This window comes from Qipengyuania rhodophyticola (assembly GCF_042493225.1).
Classification (GTDB): Bacteria; Pseudomonadota; Alphaproteobacteria; order Sphingomonadales; family Sphingomonadaceae; genus Erythrobacter.
The window spans coordinates 1,407,029-1,422,767 of the sequence record NZ_CP170454.1 but is presented as its reverse complement, the minus strand read 5'-3'; the positions used below and the strand labels follow the sequence as shown (position 1 = coordinate 1,422,767).

At 57.6% G+C, this 15,739-nt stretch carries 15 protein-coding genes; 2 read left to right on the top strand and 13 right to left on the bottom strand.

Annotated elements, in window-relative coordinates; genetic code table 11:
* Positions 1–4 precede the first annotated feature (4 nt).
* Positions 5–3,589, bottom strand: coding sequence for an ABC transporter permease/M1 family aminopeptidase (locus ACFCXQ_RS06765; RefSeq protein WP_379554307.1), 3,585 nt, complete (start codon positions 3,587–3,589; stop codon positions 5–7).
* A gap of 12 nt (positions 3,590–3,601) precedes the next feature.
* Entirely contained in the window at positions 3,602–4,504 is a 903-nt protein-coding gene (locus tag ACFCXQ_RS06760) for an ABC transporter ATP-binding protein (RefSeq protein ID WP_379554305.1), read from the bottom strand.
* 225 nt (positions 4,505–4,729) lie between these two features.
* Between ACFCXQ_RS06760 and ACFCXQ_RS06755 the strand changes: the two genes are divergently transcribed.
* Both ACFCXQ_RS06755 and ACFCXQ_RS06750 read left to right on the top strand, forming a co-directional pair.
* Positions 4,730–5,368 (top strand): hypothetical protein, encoded by a 639-nt coding sequence (locus tag ACFCXQ_RS06755; protein ID WP_379554303.1) that lies wholly within the window; start codon positions 4,730–4,732, stop codon positions 5,366–5,368.
* Positions 5,365–5,964 carry a carboxymuconolactone decarboxylase family protein gene (locus tag ACFCXQ_RS06750; protein WP_379554301.1) on the top strand — a complete coding sequence of 200 codons (600 nt, stop codon included), beginning with the start codon at positions 5,365–5,367 and terminating at the stop codon, positions 5,962–5,964. Before ACFCXQ_RS06755 ends, ACFCXQ_RS06750 begins: the two co-directional genes overlap by 4 nt.
* Positions 5,965–5,975: 11 nt before the next feature.
* Here the strand turns inward: ACFCXQ_RS06750 and ACFCXQ_RS06745 are convergent, their stop codons facing one another.
* The 11 genes from ACFCXQ_RS06745 to ACFCXQ_RS06695 are packed head-to-tail and all read right to left on the bottom strand — an operon-like array spanning position 5,976 to position 15,732.
* Positions 5,976–6,281 carry a YciI family protein gene (locus ACFCXQ_RS06745; protein WP_379554299.1) on the bottom strand — a complete coding sequence of 102 codons (306 nt, stop codon included), beginning with the start codon at positions 6,279–6,281 and terminating at the stop codon, positions 5,976–5,978.
* Complete coding sequence (locus tag ACFCXQ_RS06740) at positions 6,278–7,033, bottom strand: hypothetical protein (RefSeq protein WP_379554297.1); 756 nt, start codon at positions 7,031–7,033, stop codon at positions 6,278–6,280. The genes ACFCXQ_RS06745 and ACFCXQ_RS06740 overlap by 4 nt, the downstream gene beginning before the upstream one ends.
* Positions 7,034–7,041: 8 nt before the next feature.
* On the bottom strand, positions 7,042–7,944 hold the full coding sequence (locus ACFCXQ_RS06735; protein WP_379554295.1) for a VOC family protein: 903 nt from the start codon (positions 7,942–7,944) through the stop codon (positions 7,042–7,044).
* Positions 7,941–8,696 carry an enoyl-CoA hydratase/isomerase family protein gene (locus ACFCXQ_RS06730; RefSeq protein ID WP_379554291.1) on the bottom strand — a complete coding sequence of 252 codons (756 nt, stop codon included), beginning with the start codon at positions 8,694–8,696 and terminating at the stop codon, positions 7,941–7,943. The genes ACFCXQ_RS06735 and ACFCXQ_RS06730 overlap by 4 nt, the downstream gene beginning before the upstream one ends.
* Entirely contained in the window at positions 8,693–9,565 is an 873-nt protein-coding gene (locus ACFCXQ_RS06725; RefSeq protein ID WP_379554289.1) for a polysaccharide deacetylase family protein, read from the bottom strand. Before ACFCXQ_RS06725 ends, ACFCXQ_RS06730 begins: the two co-directional genes overlap by 4 nt.
* Entirely contained in the window at positions 9,565–10,377 is an 813-nt protein-coding gene (locus ACFCXQ_RS06720; RefSeq protein WP_379554287.1) for an SDR family NAD(P)-dependent oxidoreductase, read from the bottom strand. The genes ACFCXQ_RS06725 and ACFCXQ_RS06720 overlap by 1 nt, the downstream gene beginning before the upstream one ends.
* A 1-nt stretch (position 10,378) precedes the next feature.
* Positions 10,379–10,687: an REDY-like protein HapK gene (locus ACFCXQ_RS06715; RefSeq protein WP_379554285.1), complete on the bottom strand. Its 309-nt coding sequence runs from the start codon at positions 10,685–10,687 to the stop codon at positions 10,379–10,381.
* 12 nt (positions 10,688–10,699) lie between these two features.
* The gene (locus ACFCXQ_RS06710; RefSeq protein ID WP_379554283.1) at positions 10,700–11,863 is read right to left on the bottom strand and encodes an amidase; all 1,164 of its coding nucleotides are present in this window, start codon (positions 11,861–11,863) and stop codon (positions 10,700–10,702) included.
* Positions 11,847–13,214 carry a phenylacetate--CoA ligase family protein gene (locus ACFCXQ_RS06705; RefSeq protein ID WP_379554281.1) on the bottom strand — a complete coding sequence of 456 codons (1,368 nt, stop codon included), beginning with the start codon at positions 13,212–13,214 and terminating at the stop codon, positions 11,847–11,849. Before ACFCXQ_RS06705 ends, ACFCXQ_RS06710 begins: the two co-directional genes overlap by 17 nt.
* On the bottom strand, positions 13,211–14,509 hold the full coding sequence (locus tag ACFCXQ_RS06700) for an MmgE/PrpD family protein (RefSeq protein WP_379554279.1): 1,299 nt from the start codon (positions 14,507–14,509) through the stop codon (positions 13,211–13,213). The genes ACFCXQ_RS06705 and ACFCXQ_RS06700 overlap by 4 nt, the downstream gene beginning before the upstream one ends.
* The gene (locus ACFCXQ_RS06695) at positions 14,506–15,732 is read right to left on the bottom strand and encodes an MmgE/PrpD family protein (protein ID WP_379554277.1); all 1,227 of its coding nucleotides are present in this window, start codon (positions 15,730–15,732) and stop codon (positions 14,506–14,508) included. Before ACFCXQ_RS06695 ends, ACFCXQ_RS06700 begins: the two co-directional genes overlap by 4 nt.
* Positions 15,733–15,739: the final 7 nt, after the last annotated feature.

The window sequence follows — 15,739 nt, the reverse complement described above, 5'->3', positions numbered from 1 at the left end:
AGCCTCAGCTAATCGGCGTTAGATTATCGTCCGAGTTGCGATCGATAAACTTGTTATAGGGATCAATCCCTGCCCATTCGGGCCGTTTATCGGTCACCATCACGATCTCCTGCTCACCATCGGCAATGTCCCGGCGTTCCATCATCAGCACATTTGCCGTGTCGAACTCGCCGCTTCCTGGTCGCTCAGTAAACAGACCAACTTCAATCGACGCAGCCAGTTTTGCCTTGGTCTCTTTACCCAGACCATCAGCATAGAACTTACCCGCCTTAACCGTCAGCGTGGTCTCAAATCGGCCATCATCGAGCTCGCGAACCACGGCCTCTTTCGCTTCCAGATCAAACAGCGTGATCTTCTGGAACAGATCCTCAACGAGCTGGCGCTCATCCTGATTACGGGCAAGGCTGTAGAGACCCTCGACCAGATCGCTGGAGCTTGCATATTGCTGGCTCTTGAAGCGATATCGATCAATCAGCTCGGCCAGCATTTCGTTCATGCGTTCCTCGCCCAGCCGGTCCATCAGCAGATACATGACCACCGCGCCTTTGCGATAATGGATGTAACCTTGGTTCTCGACCCGCTCGAGCGGGAGCTCTTCTATGGCTTCACTGCCGCGCGCTGACAGATAGCTATCGAGTTCATACTTCAGGAAGCGGCGGATTTGGTCCTCGCCATAAAGCTCCTTCATCACCATCAATGCGGAGTATTGCGCCATGGTCTCAACCAGTACCGTTCCGCCCTGTTGGTTGGCGCTGATCAGTTGGTGCGCCCAATATTGGTGGGCCACCTCATGCGCTGTGACGTAGCTTACATAGTCAATGTCGCCCGCATCCGCGACATTCGCAATAAAGCCAATGCTCTCCGAATACGGCATGGTGCCCGCAAACGCCTGAGCAAAGCTGGCGTAGCCAGGGAACTCTATGATCCGCGCATGGTCAAACTGATAAGGCCCGAAATTCGCGCGATAATAGCCGAGCGATACCTCCATCGCGTCAAGCATACGCTCAACATTGAACGGGTGAGCCTCGTCATAGTAAACTGACAGCTCGACGCCGTCGGCCTCGCGCGTTGCAATCTCATATTCGGCCGATTGAACTGAGAAGAACCCAAGGATTGGTGCAGTTGACTGGAACCGTGCGATCCGCCGGCCATCGACCACCTCATCCGACACTTTCGCGCCCGGCGCGATTGGCACTTGGCTCGCCGTGGTGGAAACCGTGATATCAGAGTTCACCCAATCAATATTGCCAACGTAATTTTGCTCACGCCCGCTTTCATCTTCCAGTTTGGCCGGACGCAGTTCAGGCTCCAGCCCATATTCGCGGCGCGTCGAGCGGTCAGTCAAAAGGCCATTGCGATCCATCCCGATTGAAGGGGCAAATTCGCCATTATTGAGGAAAGTGCCATTGCGCACCAACCGCCGACCATAACCGGTGGCACTATATGCCTTGTCCCATCGCTGCGTCTTGAACGTGAGTGAGGCTTCCGCACCGGGCGCCAGAGGGGTGTCAAAGCGATAAATGCGGTGCTGGTATTGCTCGTCATCATTCTCCAGTGTTGCGCCCGGGACATCGACTTCAAGCAGCTTGGTACGTTGATCGAACAAGCGCACGTGCAACATCTCAACCGGTGCGCCAGTATCATTGACCATCCTATAGCTGCCCGATGTCTCCATCCGCAGCTCTTCCGGGTAAATATCAAGCGCCAAAGTTACATCGGTAAGCGATGGCTGTTTAAGCGTTTCATATTGCAGATATTGCTTCTCGTAATCGGCCTGCAGTGCCTCTAGGGCATCGTTATTGCGATAGGTATTTATGACGTTCATCTGGTTGTAGAGGAATGCGCCAGTTGCGACCGAAACCACGATACCAGCCAGACCCAGCCCGCCTGCTGGCGAGAGCAGACGTCCGGGCAATTGCTTAAGCCTAGGCATGAGCGAGGTCTGCGTCCCGCGCCGCCACAGGAAATGCGCGAGCACCGCGAGAACCAGAGCAACACCGCCCCAATAGAGCCGCATCCACCAGCCAAGGCCGCCTGCTACAGCATCGCCGTTGAGATCCGAAACCGGGTTGGGCGGCCCATTTCTGTAAAGCAGCAGCGGATGATCATAGCCCAATGCAGTAAAGGTAATCCTCGCGACAAAGTAGAGCACCATGATGCCCCAGCCGACATATTTGTTGGGGCTGAGCGCTTGTACAAGCACCGCGAGGATCGCGAGCAGAATGAGATCAACCGCGTTCGGCATCACGTACCAAGCGAGATATTTGTCGAGCTCAAAATTGAAGTGGCCGCGCGATATCTGAATGAGAATTGCGCCAAAAACAGAGATCAGTAATGTCGCCAGTAGAACAATCGAGACACCGATAGTCTTGGGGACCATATAGGCCCATCCCGGCAGTGATGTGGAATCAACCAGTTCATGGAACTTGCGGTCGCGGTCACGCCAAACCAGCTCGCCGCTGTAATAGATCGCGATGATTATGGGGATAAATGTAAACGAACCTTGCAGGGGCGTAACCAGCGAGAAGGTAAGTGGGCGCGCAGGCGTGCCATAAATCTCATTGCCGAAGAACAAGAACACCAACCCATTAAAAAGTCCTATGGCCATCAGCACGAAGAAGGCCGGGCTACGCATTATTTGCGATACTTCAAAACGCGTTGTTGCGAGCAGCCGTGTCCATCCAGCTTTTTCCGGCGTCGGGACGGGAAGTTTGGCAACCATCTGCGGCGCTATTTTGCCAAGCTTTGCAGCCTGTGCCGCCAGCTTCTTTGCCTTCCGTGCCGAAACGCTCTTTTCTGCAAAGCTAAACCGCCAATAGGCCACTATCAAAGCGACCAACGCCAGAGCCAGCACATAAAGCCGGTTGAGCAGGATAGTGCCAGCAACTTCCGGGAGCCGCGCATTGGATTCCGCGGCTGTCCAATATCGTGTTTCATTGGCCACCGCCCCAAGGCCAAAAGGCTCAACCGCGGCACCAAAATCGCGCAATTCCGGGTCGCTGTCGACCACTATCTCGAACACTAAAAACAGCACCAGAAAGGCAACCACGGCGACATAGGAATACATCATTGACCGGGTCATGGTCGCTACGGCGAAGAACAGCGCACTGGTCAGCAGGATGTTAGGCAAAGCAAACTTGAGGTAAGCGCTCACATAAACGCCGGGCATATTTGGACCGATAGTCTCAGGGTCGATCCATGGCATGAGCGAGCCGAGCCATATAGCCAGCGGCACCACCAAAAAGCCCAGTGCAGCAGCGATGAAGGCACCGGTAAAACGCCCCAGCAAATAAGCCGACTTGGTCACCTGGGTTGAGCGGACCATCGGCCCAAAGCCGCTTTCCTCATCGCGTACCACGACGTTGGCGACAAAGGCGGTGGTCACAAACATATAGAACAGGGTGAGCAATTGCTGCGTTTGCAGAATGGCCGCCGGGCTATTCACATTGACATTGCCCCCGCCGCCAATCTGGATGTTGTCGCTAGCGGTCGCACCGAAAGTGAGCAGGAAGAAGATCCCTACCGCAACCCACAATACTGGATTGCGAAGCTGATCGCGCAGTTCGAACCCGACGATTTTGCCAAACATAATCGCTGCTCCCTATGCAGCAGCAGCTGATGCAGAGCCGCCCACGCGGCGCGTGGCAGCAAGGGTCGAGAAATAGACATCCTCTAACCCGCCATCTTCGCTCGCAAAGCCATCTCCTGGGTCATGCGGTGATAAGACATGGACGATAGTGTTGCCGGCAAACAGACGCGTGGAAATCACCTCGTAATTCTTGCGGTATGCTTCCAGCTCATCGCGCGCGATGGTCTTCGCCCAGATAGTGCCGCGGCTTTCCTCTATCAATTGCTTGGGCGCGCCTTCCAGCTTGATCGCGCCTTTCACGATCACGGCCATGCGCGGGCACAAGTCTGCGACATCTTCAACGATATGCGTCGACAAGATCACCACAACATTCTCGCCAATTTCAGCAAGCAGGTTGAGGAAACGGTTGCGTTCCTCCGGGTCGAGGCCAGCTGTCGGCTCATCAACAATGATCAGATCCGGGTTGCCGATCAGCGCCTGAGCAATGCCAAAACGCTGGCGCATGCCGCCGGAGAATCCAGCAATTGCCTTCTTACGCACATCCCAAAGGTTGACCTGATCGAGCAGGGTCTCAACCGTGTCCTTGCGCTCTTTGGCCGAGCTTAGGCCTTTCAGCACAGCCATATGATCAAGCATGTCATAGGCGGACACACGCGGGTAAACGCCGAAATCCTGAGGCAAATAGCCGAGACGTTTGCGCAGATCTTCGGGCTGGCTCAAAATATCAAGACCATCGAAAGAAATGCTGCCCTGGGTTGGGGTTTGCAACGTCGCGAGCGTGCGCATCAAGGTCGATTTGCCTGCGCCATTGGGCCCGAGCAGTCCGTACATGCCCTTGGGTATCGACAGACTCACATTATCCAGCGCCCGTGTGCCATTTGGATAGATGTGTGAAACGTCTTGTAGCTCAAGCATTCTGATGCCCCTTATTTGACCCGTGCGGCTCTATTGAGGTGTATTACTAATGTAAAGCGCATGGATGCCGTAAATCGGCAAGCAGCGATCTTGAACCGACTAACGTCACGCGCAATTCCCGAGACAAAAGAGATTGTTTAGGCGGAAAAGGGGGAAAACGGGACGCTTCGAAATTTGTCCGGACATATCTTGGCAAGCATGCCCAGTCCCCCTACACTCGTGCCCATGACCCCATATCGATTTCTTCTCGCAGGACTTGCCGCGATCGCGCCCATTCCTTTGTCTGCACATGAAACGCTTCCGGCTGGGATATGGACCAATACTGAAGACGAGTACTTTGCGGAGGAAGAGGGGCGTGAGAAGCCGAAATGGGTCGGCTACGAAGTATCTGAAGATGGCAAATGGCGCAGCATAGATGCCTTCCGCAAAGCGCAAAGTGACTGGAACCGAGGGCGCATCCCCGGCCTATCCGAGCGCGGTGAAAGCGGTTGGCAGGTCGACAATAGCGAGCTGCGCAAGGCGCGTGACTTCTTCTGTTGGGTTTCAGTTCGACGTTTTGCCAATAAGGCGGACGGAAGCCCGGATTGGAGCTTCGTGCGCAATCTGCCGAATTTCGATCAGGGCGGGCGCGTTCTTGTTCCTGGCGAAGGGACGGCTCCGGATGTGACAATACGAATGCGCAATGTGACATGGGCGCGCGGCAGCCGAAACAAGCCTTCACTCGTGCTATACATCCACAAGGAAGATCCCGTGCGGGCAGAAAGTTATAGCTGGGCATCGCCGGATTCGCGCATGGTCGGCGTGAACTTACGCTGGGCACAAGCAAGTTGCAGCCGCGCCCTCAGCCAAGCAGAAGCACCATGAGCCGCATCACGCCTGTCCCGCTTTCTGAGCTGCCCGACGCAACACGCAAAAGCCTTGCTTATGCTGAAGAGATCATGGGCTTCACGCCCAATGATGTGCTGGCGATGGCACATTGGCCGGAGCTTCTCGGCGCGATGGAGCAGCTGGTTGCAGTAATCTACAAACCCGGCGCGCTCGATCCGGTGCTCAAACGCCTCATCGCGACAATCACCAGCGGCGCGGCAGGATGCCGCTATTGCCAGGCGCACACGGCGCATGGGGCAGCGAAGATGGCGGGCGGAGACGCAGAGAAGATTGCCGCTGTTTGGGAATATCAGACGAGCGATCTATTTAGCGATGCGGAGCGGGCCGCGCTGGACCTAGCCTTGGCAGCCGGAACGCAGCCCAATGCCGCAACTGATGAGCATTTTCGAGCCTTGGAACAGCACTTTTCACGCCAACAAATCATGGAAATCATGGGCGTAATCAGCCTGTTCGGCTTCCTCAACCGGTGGAACGATACGCTTGCAACCGAGCTTGAAGACAAGCCCATGGAATTCGCGTCCGAAACCTATTCAAGCGATGTTTGGGAAGCTGGGCGACACGCGCGCAGCTGACGAGCGGTAGGTCAGTTTTTCCACGCCGCTCCGCCTACCCAATCGCCCGCGACACCGCGGAACTCCTCAACGCGGATAGACTGCCACACCCCGGCCTCAAAATAAGGGTCTTGTTCGAAGAAGGCTCGGGCATCGTCTTCGCTATCCGCTTTGATCACAAGCAGCGAGCCTACCGTCTCCTCCCCGCGTTTGAGCGGCCCAGCAACCGCATAGCGATCGATGTTAGCCTCGACGTGAGCGAGATGCGCGGAGAGTAATTTTTCACGCGCCTCTGGGGCATGGTCACCATCGCGGCAGTAAAAGGCGAAAAGAGTCACTTCTGATCCTGTGCTGGAGGCGTGAAGACTCCGTCAGCAATTGGTTCGCCAATTTTGACGGTAGACCAAAACACTGTGTTACTGACCACCCCATCATAAAGCAAAGTGACCGAGCGCGCCTGCACCCATCCGATCTCTGGTAGGCGGACGAAATCGTCATAAATCCGCTCGTGAAATCCTCGCGGGCTGTCAAACGACATATAGCGAATGAAGCCGCTCTCTTTATCAAAGCCGAACAGTGTTTCTTGCCCGCCAGGGTCATTGATACGAACAAGATTGATAGCATGCCCGCCAACATCGCGCGGCGGCGCAAAGCTCAGCGTAAAGCCATCATCCAAAGCTGACCGGATAATGCCAAAACCGAAATTGTTGGCCCAATAGGCATCGGCCTGCGCCTTGGGCATGATACCATTTTGAGTCCACGTTGTCTCGCCATCATAGCCGACCTCGAACAGCACAAGATCGCCGGATTTCGCGACGATGCGAACCTTGCCATCGGCCCCATGCGCAACCTTCCGGCCCCGCTCAAATTGTCGCCACATGCGGTAGTCGTCAGCGTGTGATCGCACTGCGCCGGTGGCCGGGTCGAAAAATGTGGCCGTCCCGCGCAATTGCAGGTTTCTCGGGTTGAGAAACTTATCGCCGCCATGCGCAGCGATAGCCCGTTCAACCACGTCGCGCGCGGTGAGCTTTTCCTCAGCGCTCGCTGGAAAGGCAATCAACCCCGTCAGCGCGCCTATCAGAAGCAACATTCGCGCAATCATCCACCCACCTCGATTAGCTCGATCAGCTCGCCGCCTGCGCCAAGGGCAGTGGCGGTGCGGCGGCCCTCATAGATAGCGCCATCACGCACCTTGGGGGGCGTGATCCAATCGACATCGCAGCTATCGACATCCCGCACCGCAAGACTCACCAGCGCATTGCCCGGCGGCAACATGCCCTCATGCCGCGCGCGCGCAGTTGCCTCGGCCGGATAGTCATCCACCTCGACAATCGGTATCCTCGCATGCTGCACCATTGTAATCGTCGTCAGCGTATCGGCAGGTTGGCCAAAGGCATTGTTGATCATCGAATAGGGCAAAGTGTAGTCCGCACCGCGCGTCAAGCCGAGTTTATCGGCATACCAGCTGACGCTCGCATCACGGTCTGGCGTCGCAAGCACGACAATGAAAATCCGGTCCACTGGCGAACCTGCGCGGGGCAGATCGGTGCCCGGCATGTCGTTCAACACCTGATTGAGATAAACCATCTCGCGGCCTGTTCCCAGCACTTGCATCGGGATGAAAGCGGGTTCGATATTCTCAAGGTTCTTTGGCGGACCAACGATCTGGAAGCCCGCGTCCTCGACCACATTTGGCCAGTGCCAGACATCCTCAACCGTGCATTCAAATGCGGCCCAGCCAAAGCTGCGTGTGGGCTTGAACTCGGGATGTTCTGGCTGCTCGACCAGCCGGAACCAGCAAGGTTCACCGCTCTTGGGCCGCAGCACAGCATAAGGCGACCCGGCATTGGCCGGGCAATTCCAGCTTGCCGCAAGATCGGCCGGCAACGCGCCCTGCCCCACCAGCTCTAGGCCCAGACAATCTCGATATCCGCGCAATGCCGCTGCTAGGTCCGGAACGGTTGAAAGCCCGCCCAAAATAGTGCCATGCGCGATGCTCATTCGCCAAACTCCGGCTTGCGCTTCTCGACAAAGGCAGCCGTGCCCTCCGCAAAATCGGGCATTGTAAAGGCGCGGGCAAACATTTCAGCTGTCTCTTCGCTTTCCTCCGCCTGCCCATCGAGCACAGAACGGATCATGCGCTTGCTCTCACGGATCGAATGCGGGCTGGCGGCGAGCAATGCTGCGATTGCATCATCAGCGCTATCGGCGATCTGTTCGATTAAACCAATCCGCTGCGCTTCCTCTGCATCCAGCAATTCGCCTGTGTACAAAATCCGCCGCGCCTGACCCGGCCCAACCAGATCGACAAGCAGTTTCACATCATGCAGTGGGTAGACAAGGCCGAGCTTGGCAGGCGTAATCCCAAAACGCGCCGTGCTGCTCGCCAGCCGCATGTCACACGCCAGCGCAAGACCGCAGCCACCGCCAACACAGTCACCCTCGACCCACGCAAGGGTGGGCATATTCAGCCGAGCAAGTCTGTGCTGAACCGTGTTAATCGCTTTCTGATTGGCCGAACGCCAAACCCCGTCATCCTTGTTTGCGAGCAGCTCTTTGATGTCCGCACCCGCGCAGAACGCGCCCGGCTCTGCTGCACGCAGCACGAGTACGCGCGCGGCTGAATTGCGCTCAGCCTGTTCGAGCAGATCAGGCATGGCCTGCCACATCGCCATGTTGAAAGCATTGCGCTTATCCGCACGGTCGATCAGCAATTGCGCTACTGGACCCTCGATCTCTAAGCGCACGCTCAAGCCGGGTTCTCCGCGATAAAATGGTCGGCGATGTCCTTGCGGGTGGTCACCCAGACGCCGTCATGCGCGCGAACGTGTTTGAAGAATTCCTCCAGAGCCCAGATCCGGCCGGGCCGCCCGATAATCCTTAGGTGGAGCCCCAGACTCATCATCTTCGGATTGCCTTCCTCGCCTTCGCGGTAAACCTGATCGAAATTGGCCTTGGCATAGTCGAGCCATTGATGCGGGGTGAGCGCCGGATCAGTCCACATCTTCATATCATTATTGTCGAGCTGGTACGGCACAATACACATGGGTTTACCCGGAATCGTCTCACGATCCCAGAAAGGCACGTCACCGGAATAGTCATCCATGTGATAACCAAAGCCCTCTTCAGAAAGCAGCCGGCGAGTATCGTCAGTTAGCAAATAGCGCGAGAGCCAGCCATAGGGCCGGACGCCGCAGGTCTTCTCGATGCTGTCCACGGCCTTGCGGATGAACTCGCGTTCCTGATCCTCATCCATCTTGAACTGGTGGATCCAGCGCCAACCATGGCTGACCGGCTCATGGCCCAGCTCCACAATCGCCTCTGCAATCTCCGGATGGTTTTCGAGGCTCAGTGCCGCAACCGTCCAGCTCGCCATAATGTCATAGCGTTTGAGCAGCTTCACGATGCGCGGTGCACCCGCCTTGATGCCGTATTGGTAATTGCTCTCATTGGAGTAATTGCGCATCTTCGACTTCACGAAGACGCCCAGCTCGTCGACCGGCTCCATCCCGCGATCGCCACGAGCAATGGTCATCTCGCTGCCTTCTTCGACGTTGACTACGACCGAAAGGGCCATCTTCGCGCCGCCCGGCATATCCATGCGTTCTTCTGTGAGCGGCATCAATGCATCTCCTCGCCGCCAGACACGTTCAGCGCTTCTCCGGTCACATAGAAGGCCTCATCGCTTGCGAGCCACAAACACGCAGCGGCTGTGTCACTGGGCAACCCGGGACGGCCCATCGGGTTTTTCGCGCTCATATTGGCGAGGTAATCCTCGACGTTATCAAAGCCCAAGAGCTTGCTGAAATATTCGTTTTGTTGTGCGCCGAGCCCTGTGGTGACGTGGTTCGGACAAATGGCGTTGACGGTGATGCCATGCGCGCCAAGTTCGACTGCACTCGCACGGGTCAAACCAACCATCCCATGCTTTGAAGAGACGTAAGCGGGCAGATGCGGAAACCCGGTCTTGGCCGCTTGCGACGCGATATTGATGATCCGCCCGCCTTTGCCTTGGTCGACCATCGCCCGGGCCGCTGCCTGCGTGCAATAGAACGCGCCGGAGAGGTTGACCGATAAGACTTGATCCCACTCTTTCGCCGTGTCGACCTCCAGCAAAGGCTTCATCAGAAAACCAATGCCCGCATTGTTAACAAACACGTCGACAGCACCGAAATGCTCGATGGCCTGCGCGACAAGCGCCTGACACTGCTCGGCTTGCGACACGTCACAAGGGATCGTCGCGACCTCAGCGCCCGAAGCTGATGCCCGCCCGCGCAGCTCCTCCGCCACTGCTTCCGCTTCGTCATCAATCGCCAGATCGGAGACGACGCAGTTTGCGCCTTCATCCGCGAATGCTTGCAGGATGCCCTGGCCAAGCCCCTTCTGCTTGCCCGAGCCGGTGACTACGATGGTTTTGCCGCTAAATTTGCCCACCTTAGAGATCCTCGGTCAGGATAAATTGCGGAGCGTCGGCATAGACCTGAAACGGGGCGGCAGCCTCTTGAAACTTCTCATCCGACACATCCGCAATGAATGCGTCCATATCAGTGATATCGAGCACCTCGAAATAGGCATAGGGCGGCGGCGTGTCGGGATCGCCAAACAGGCCAGTCGCCTTGTGCACCGTGAAGCTGGTGACCGATGGCAGCGCGCTCGCTGTTGGCACATCCTTGGTCTTGGCCCATTCTTCATATTCGGCGACGTTGGTGCCTGGCTTCAGATTGAACGGAACGATAATGCGCATGGCGTTTCTCCCTTAAGTCTGCGGCGCGCGATAGGCGCCAAGTTTGTCATCAAGTTGGCGAGCGATGCGGAACAGGCCAGCTTCAGCGCCTGCTTCGCCGATAATCTGCACACCTATCGGCAGGCCATCATCCGTCCAACCAGCAGGGATCGATATCGCAGGCAATCCAGCGATATTCGCAAGACAGGTAAAGTCGGCCTGCGCAGTTGGCTCAGCATCACTGTGTCGGAATGGCGGATTGGGCACGGTGGGCAGGAAAAAAAATCCAACGCCATTCACGATGTCCTGCACGCTCAGCTTTACTTCCGCGAGAACCTTCTGGTCCTCCGCCCAATCAGCATCGCTTCGGCGAGGTCCGTAAGTCAGCAGTTTTGCGAGATGCACAGAGGTTGCAACGCCAGCGAGATCCCCCGCCATGGACTTCGACACGCCGACAAATCCTGCGAAGCGAATGCGCGAACTGGGGTAGGAAAGTCGGTGTGCTATAGGTTGGTCCAGCACCTGGAGCGCGCGCTGAAACACGACATCGACTTGCGGGTCGATCTCTACGCCGTGGTCGACCAGCGTAGCGCCCATTTCATCCCGATCATCTTCGCCAAAATCAGACATCACCCGTGCGACGCGCTCCAGCGTATTGAGATCGCGCGCAAGCGGGCCAATCGCGTCGAGTGTTGGATCGGCGGGAATCAACCCGTCTTGGCTCACCCGGTCAGTCGCGGGCTTAAAGCCGTAAACCCCGCAATGCGACGCTGGAATGCGGACTGAACCCATCGTGTCAGTGCCCAGCGCGACATCGCATAGCCCCGCCGCGACCGCAGCGCCACTGCCGCCCGATGAACCACCGGGCGAATAGCCCTCCCTGTGCGGGTTTTGCGTTTGTCCGAAATGCGGATTGTCGGTTTTAGAGCCAAGCGCGCCCTCTTCCATATTGAGTATGCCTGCGATGGCCGCTCCCGCGTCACGCAGGCGCTTGACCACTTCCGCATCTGCATCTGCCCGCCGATCTTCCCAAGCGCCAATCCCGGCATGAAACGGCATGCCTTTCACAGCGATATTCGCCTTCACGCCCACAGTGACGTCTGACAGCGCGCCGGAGCCACCAACGGCATCGTCATCGCGATAGAGAAAGGCATTGTAAGGGTCGAGCATCACAGCGTTCTCAGACACCTCGCTCATCAATCAGGCGCAGCGGCTTCTGCCGCTTGTCGATCTCTGTCACCGCGGCTGTGTCTCCCGGCCCTACTAGGTTGACGTCAACCTCAACACCGAGACCCTGCTTAAGCGTTTCAGACAAAGCCGCGGCATTTGTGCCGCCCTTGCTTTCCAGCGTCACGCGCATGGAATCGCGCTGGCTAGCGTCGCGGGTGAGGTGGCAAACATATTCACCAGTCAGATCGCTGCGGTTCTCAATAATCGCGCCGATGGCATGCGGGAACACATTGATCCCGCGTAGCTTAACCATATTGTCGCTGCGCCCGCGAAAGCCCGCAATCCGCTTGAACGCTATCTCACCGCGCCCGTCCAACTCATGCGTGATGTCATGCGTGTTGAAGCGGATACACGGCGCGATGTCGTCCTTGTAGAGACACGTGACGACCATATCGCCGGTCTCGCCCTTGGCCACAGCCGCGCCGTCATCAACGCCCAGAAGCTCAAGATATTGCGCGTCTTCCCAAACATACATGCCATCGCGATCTGGCCCTTCGCCCGCGATAGATCCGGTGTCGCCCACGCCGTACCAGTCATAGGCCTTTGCGCCGTGCCAGGCGTCTTCCGTCGCCTGTCGATCTTCAGTACCGAGGTGTCCGATGATCATCTTGATATCAATGCGATCGAACAGGCCCAGCTCTTCCGCTGTCCCCGCGAGCTTGCGGATATAGTCGACGAAGCCAACCACGCAGGTGACCCCGAAATCAGCCATCAATTGTACCTGATTGACGCTGCGTGTTTCGATACCGGTGCCCGCTGACAGGAAGATCGAATTGGTGAACTTGGTCACCGCTTCGCGAATGTAGTGCCCGCCATTGATCATCCCGTGCCCATAGACCGAATGAACCACGTCATCGCTGTGAAGCCCCATCCAGCGATACATCCGCCCGACAAGCAGATTGCCCACTTCGCGCCCCTTCGGGCCAAACATGAGCACCTGCGGTTTTCCCGTTGTGCCGCTGGTGGTGTGGAATACAACCGGATCGCGGGTGCTTGCATCGCCCATGCCGTGAAAATCGCCATAGGGCGGGTACTCGGCAATTGAGGCCATCAGGTCCGACTTATCATAAACCGGCAGCTTGGTGATATCGTCCAAGCCCTTGATGTCGCCAGGCTCGATACCCTGCGCACCCCACAGCCGTTGGTAGAACGGCACTTGCCAGCCCTTGACCATAAGCCGTCTAAATTGCGCATCCTGAGCTGCGAACAGCTCGTCCCGGCTCATAGATGTATAGCGCGATACAAACTCCTCACCGACGGGATAGTCCGCCAACATCTGTTTGTGATCGAGCGCTTCAAAATAGGTCGGGTATGTCATCTGGAGTCCGTGAAATAGGCAAGTGGGTTGTCAAAAATGCGGTGGTCAGCGTCGTCCGGGGCCAGCTCACGCGCGAGGCCCAGCTTGGCCTGCGTTTGCGCGGAAGACAGGGGGTTTTCCGGGCTACCTAGCGTATGCTCAACAGGGTGTTTTGCGACTGTGCCATCAAGTCTCGTGATGGTCAGCGATTGCGGGAACAGCGCATTGCCATCCGGGTTGCCATCATCGGTCAGGCGCACCTTGGCAGCTATCTTGGCAAGCTCGGCATCCGCAATATCACTTGGCGTGAAACGACGCGGATCAATCCGCCCATCGGTCAGCATCAGCGCTGTGAGATACGGCATACACAGCCGCGCCCATGCTGGCGTCATCTCGGGGCTGTAAGGGCGATCAACCAACCGCCTGATCAGCGGCGGGCACGCAAGTTCGATCCGGTCGATCTGCTCGGGGGCAAGCTCTAGTTCGGGAAGCTTACCCAGCGCAGCATGGCTCGCTCTACCCGATGGAAACGGCTTGGTGCTCACCTCAGCGATACGCCAGACCTTGCCGAGGTCTTTGGTGTAGCGCGAGAGCATTCCGTCCTCGAACAGAGCATAATATCCAAATGGCCCCTCAAGCGGATCTTTCGGCGCGGAAAACCTGGCCTTGGCGAGATCGCTCGCAGTCACAGCCGCGCGGGCGGCATTCGCGATTTGAAAAGGCAGTGTCTCGCTTCCTTCAACATGGGCCTGCATCGTGCCAGCAGCGCTGGAATATGCCAGCCCCAAAGCGTCGTCGATCGGAGCGCCATCGATCCGCGCGACTGCGACCACTGCGCCCATCACGCCGCACACAGCCGGGCGGAAGAATTTCATTGCGCTGTCGACACTGAGGCCGAGGCCAGAGGCGATATCGACCCCGATGGCCAGCGCCGCCAGAGCCTCTTCCGGGTCACAGCCACCTCTGCGGTCAATCGCCGCGCCGAGCGCAGCTGTCACAACGCTCATCGCGTGGACAACGGCGGGTTCGTGCACCGCATCCCATTCTAGGCAGTGAATACGGTAACCGTTTACAAATGCTGCTGATGGCGCGGGCAGACGCTCGCCCGTGCCGATCAGACGCGCTTCCTCGCCACTGCCAAACTGGCGGGCGGTAGCGAGAATAGCCGGCTCACCCGGCGCATCAACCGCCGCCGCGCCAATCGCCAAAGTGTCGCCTAGCAAACGGATCGCATCACCGCGCACATCGCCCGGAAGCCTGTGCTCCTCCGCAGAGAATGCGAGCAGATCGGCGGTGTGTTTGGAAGGGCGGTTCATGCCAGCCATTCCTCCACCATTGTATCGATAGACGCTGCGTCATCGCCGTGCAGAGCCAGTTCAACCGCTTTGGCCGCCTGAGCCTCAGAAACACCGCCCCATTTCGCCAGCGTGTGCATCTTATCGATGATTTGATCTTCGCTAACCGGCCGCTCCGGATCGCCCAGCGTATCGACCAGCTCATGACCGTTCACCCGCGCTCCAAAATGCGCTGGATAACGCGCGGTAATCGCCGGATCTTCCGCGACAGAAACCTGCGCACGCAGATCAGCGAGCTCTGCAATTGCGACCTCAGTAAAATCCTCCGGCTTCGCATCACGGCCATCGGCCACAACCGCCACCGCATGCTGAAGTGAGAATTTCGCCTCATGCTCTGTCTTGGGTTCAGGCCGATCGCAAAATGTCAGCGCGTCACTAAACGTCTCGACTTCAAAGGGAGCCTCAAGCTTACCAGCCGCGCGTAATTCCATTGCTGCATCAATCGCGGGATGGGCATGGCGACAAGCCGCAAAGGGCTTAAAACTGACCTGATCGATCAGCCAACCAGCCCCGTCGCTGGCCAGCTCGCCGGGTGCATCGGCCATCGCCGCAAACAAGCCCTGCGGCCCTTCTAAAATGCCCTGCGGCCCAGTCGCGCCATAATGTACGTGTAGCGCCGCATCGCGCCCGGTGCGCACCGCATGATAGACATGCCATTGCTTGGTCAGCACATCGTCATGGCGCATATGCCATAGCCCGCCGCTCACCGACCCGGCATTGCCCAGCGCATTGGCATATTCGACCGGCGCAAAGCCGATTAGCGAGCCAAACGCCGCCGCAGCGCCAAACACGCCCATCGTTGCTGTGGGATGCCAATGGGCATAGTGACGCGCATCACACGCCGCGCCAATCGCGATCATTGCCTCATAACCGCGCACCGCCGCATCGAGCCGCTGATCCATGCCGGCGCTGCCCATACTCATCGCAGCTGGCCAAATTACAGGGCCGGGATGCAGCAAAGCAGTGCGGTGAACATCATCCATCTCAAGCGCATTGCCGGGATAGGTCGCGCGCTCCCACCCCTTCATCGAAATCGCGCTGCCAACATGACCTGCTTCAGTATCGCGCGCACCCGCAACGCAGGCAAGCCAATCAAGCAAATGCATACGCGCGCGCTTTTTCTCGCTATCGGAGACATTGCGCGCTAGCCTATGAGCAAGTTGCGAGAGAAGAGGTTCGCTCATAAGATAG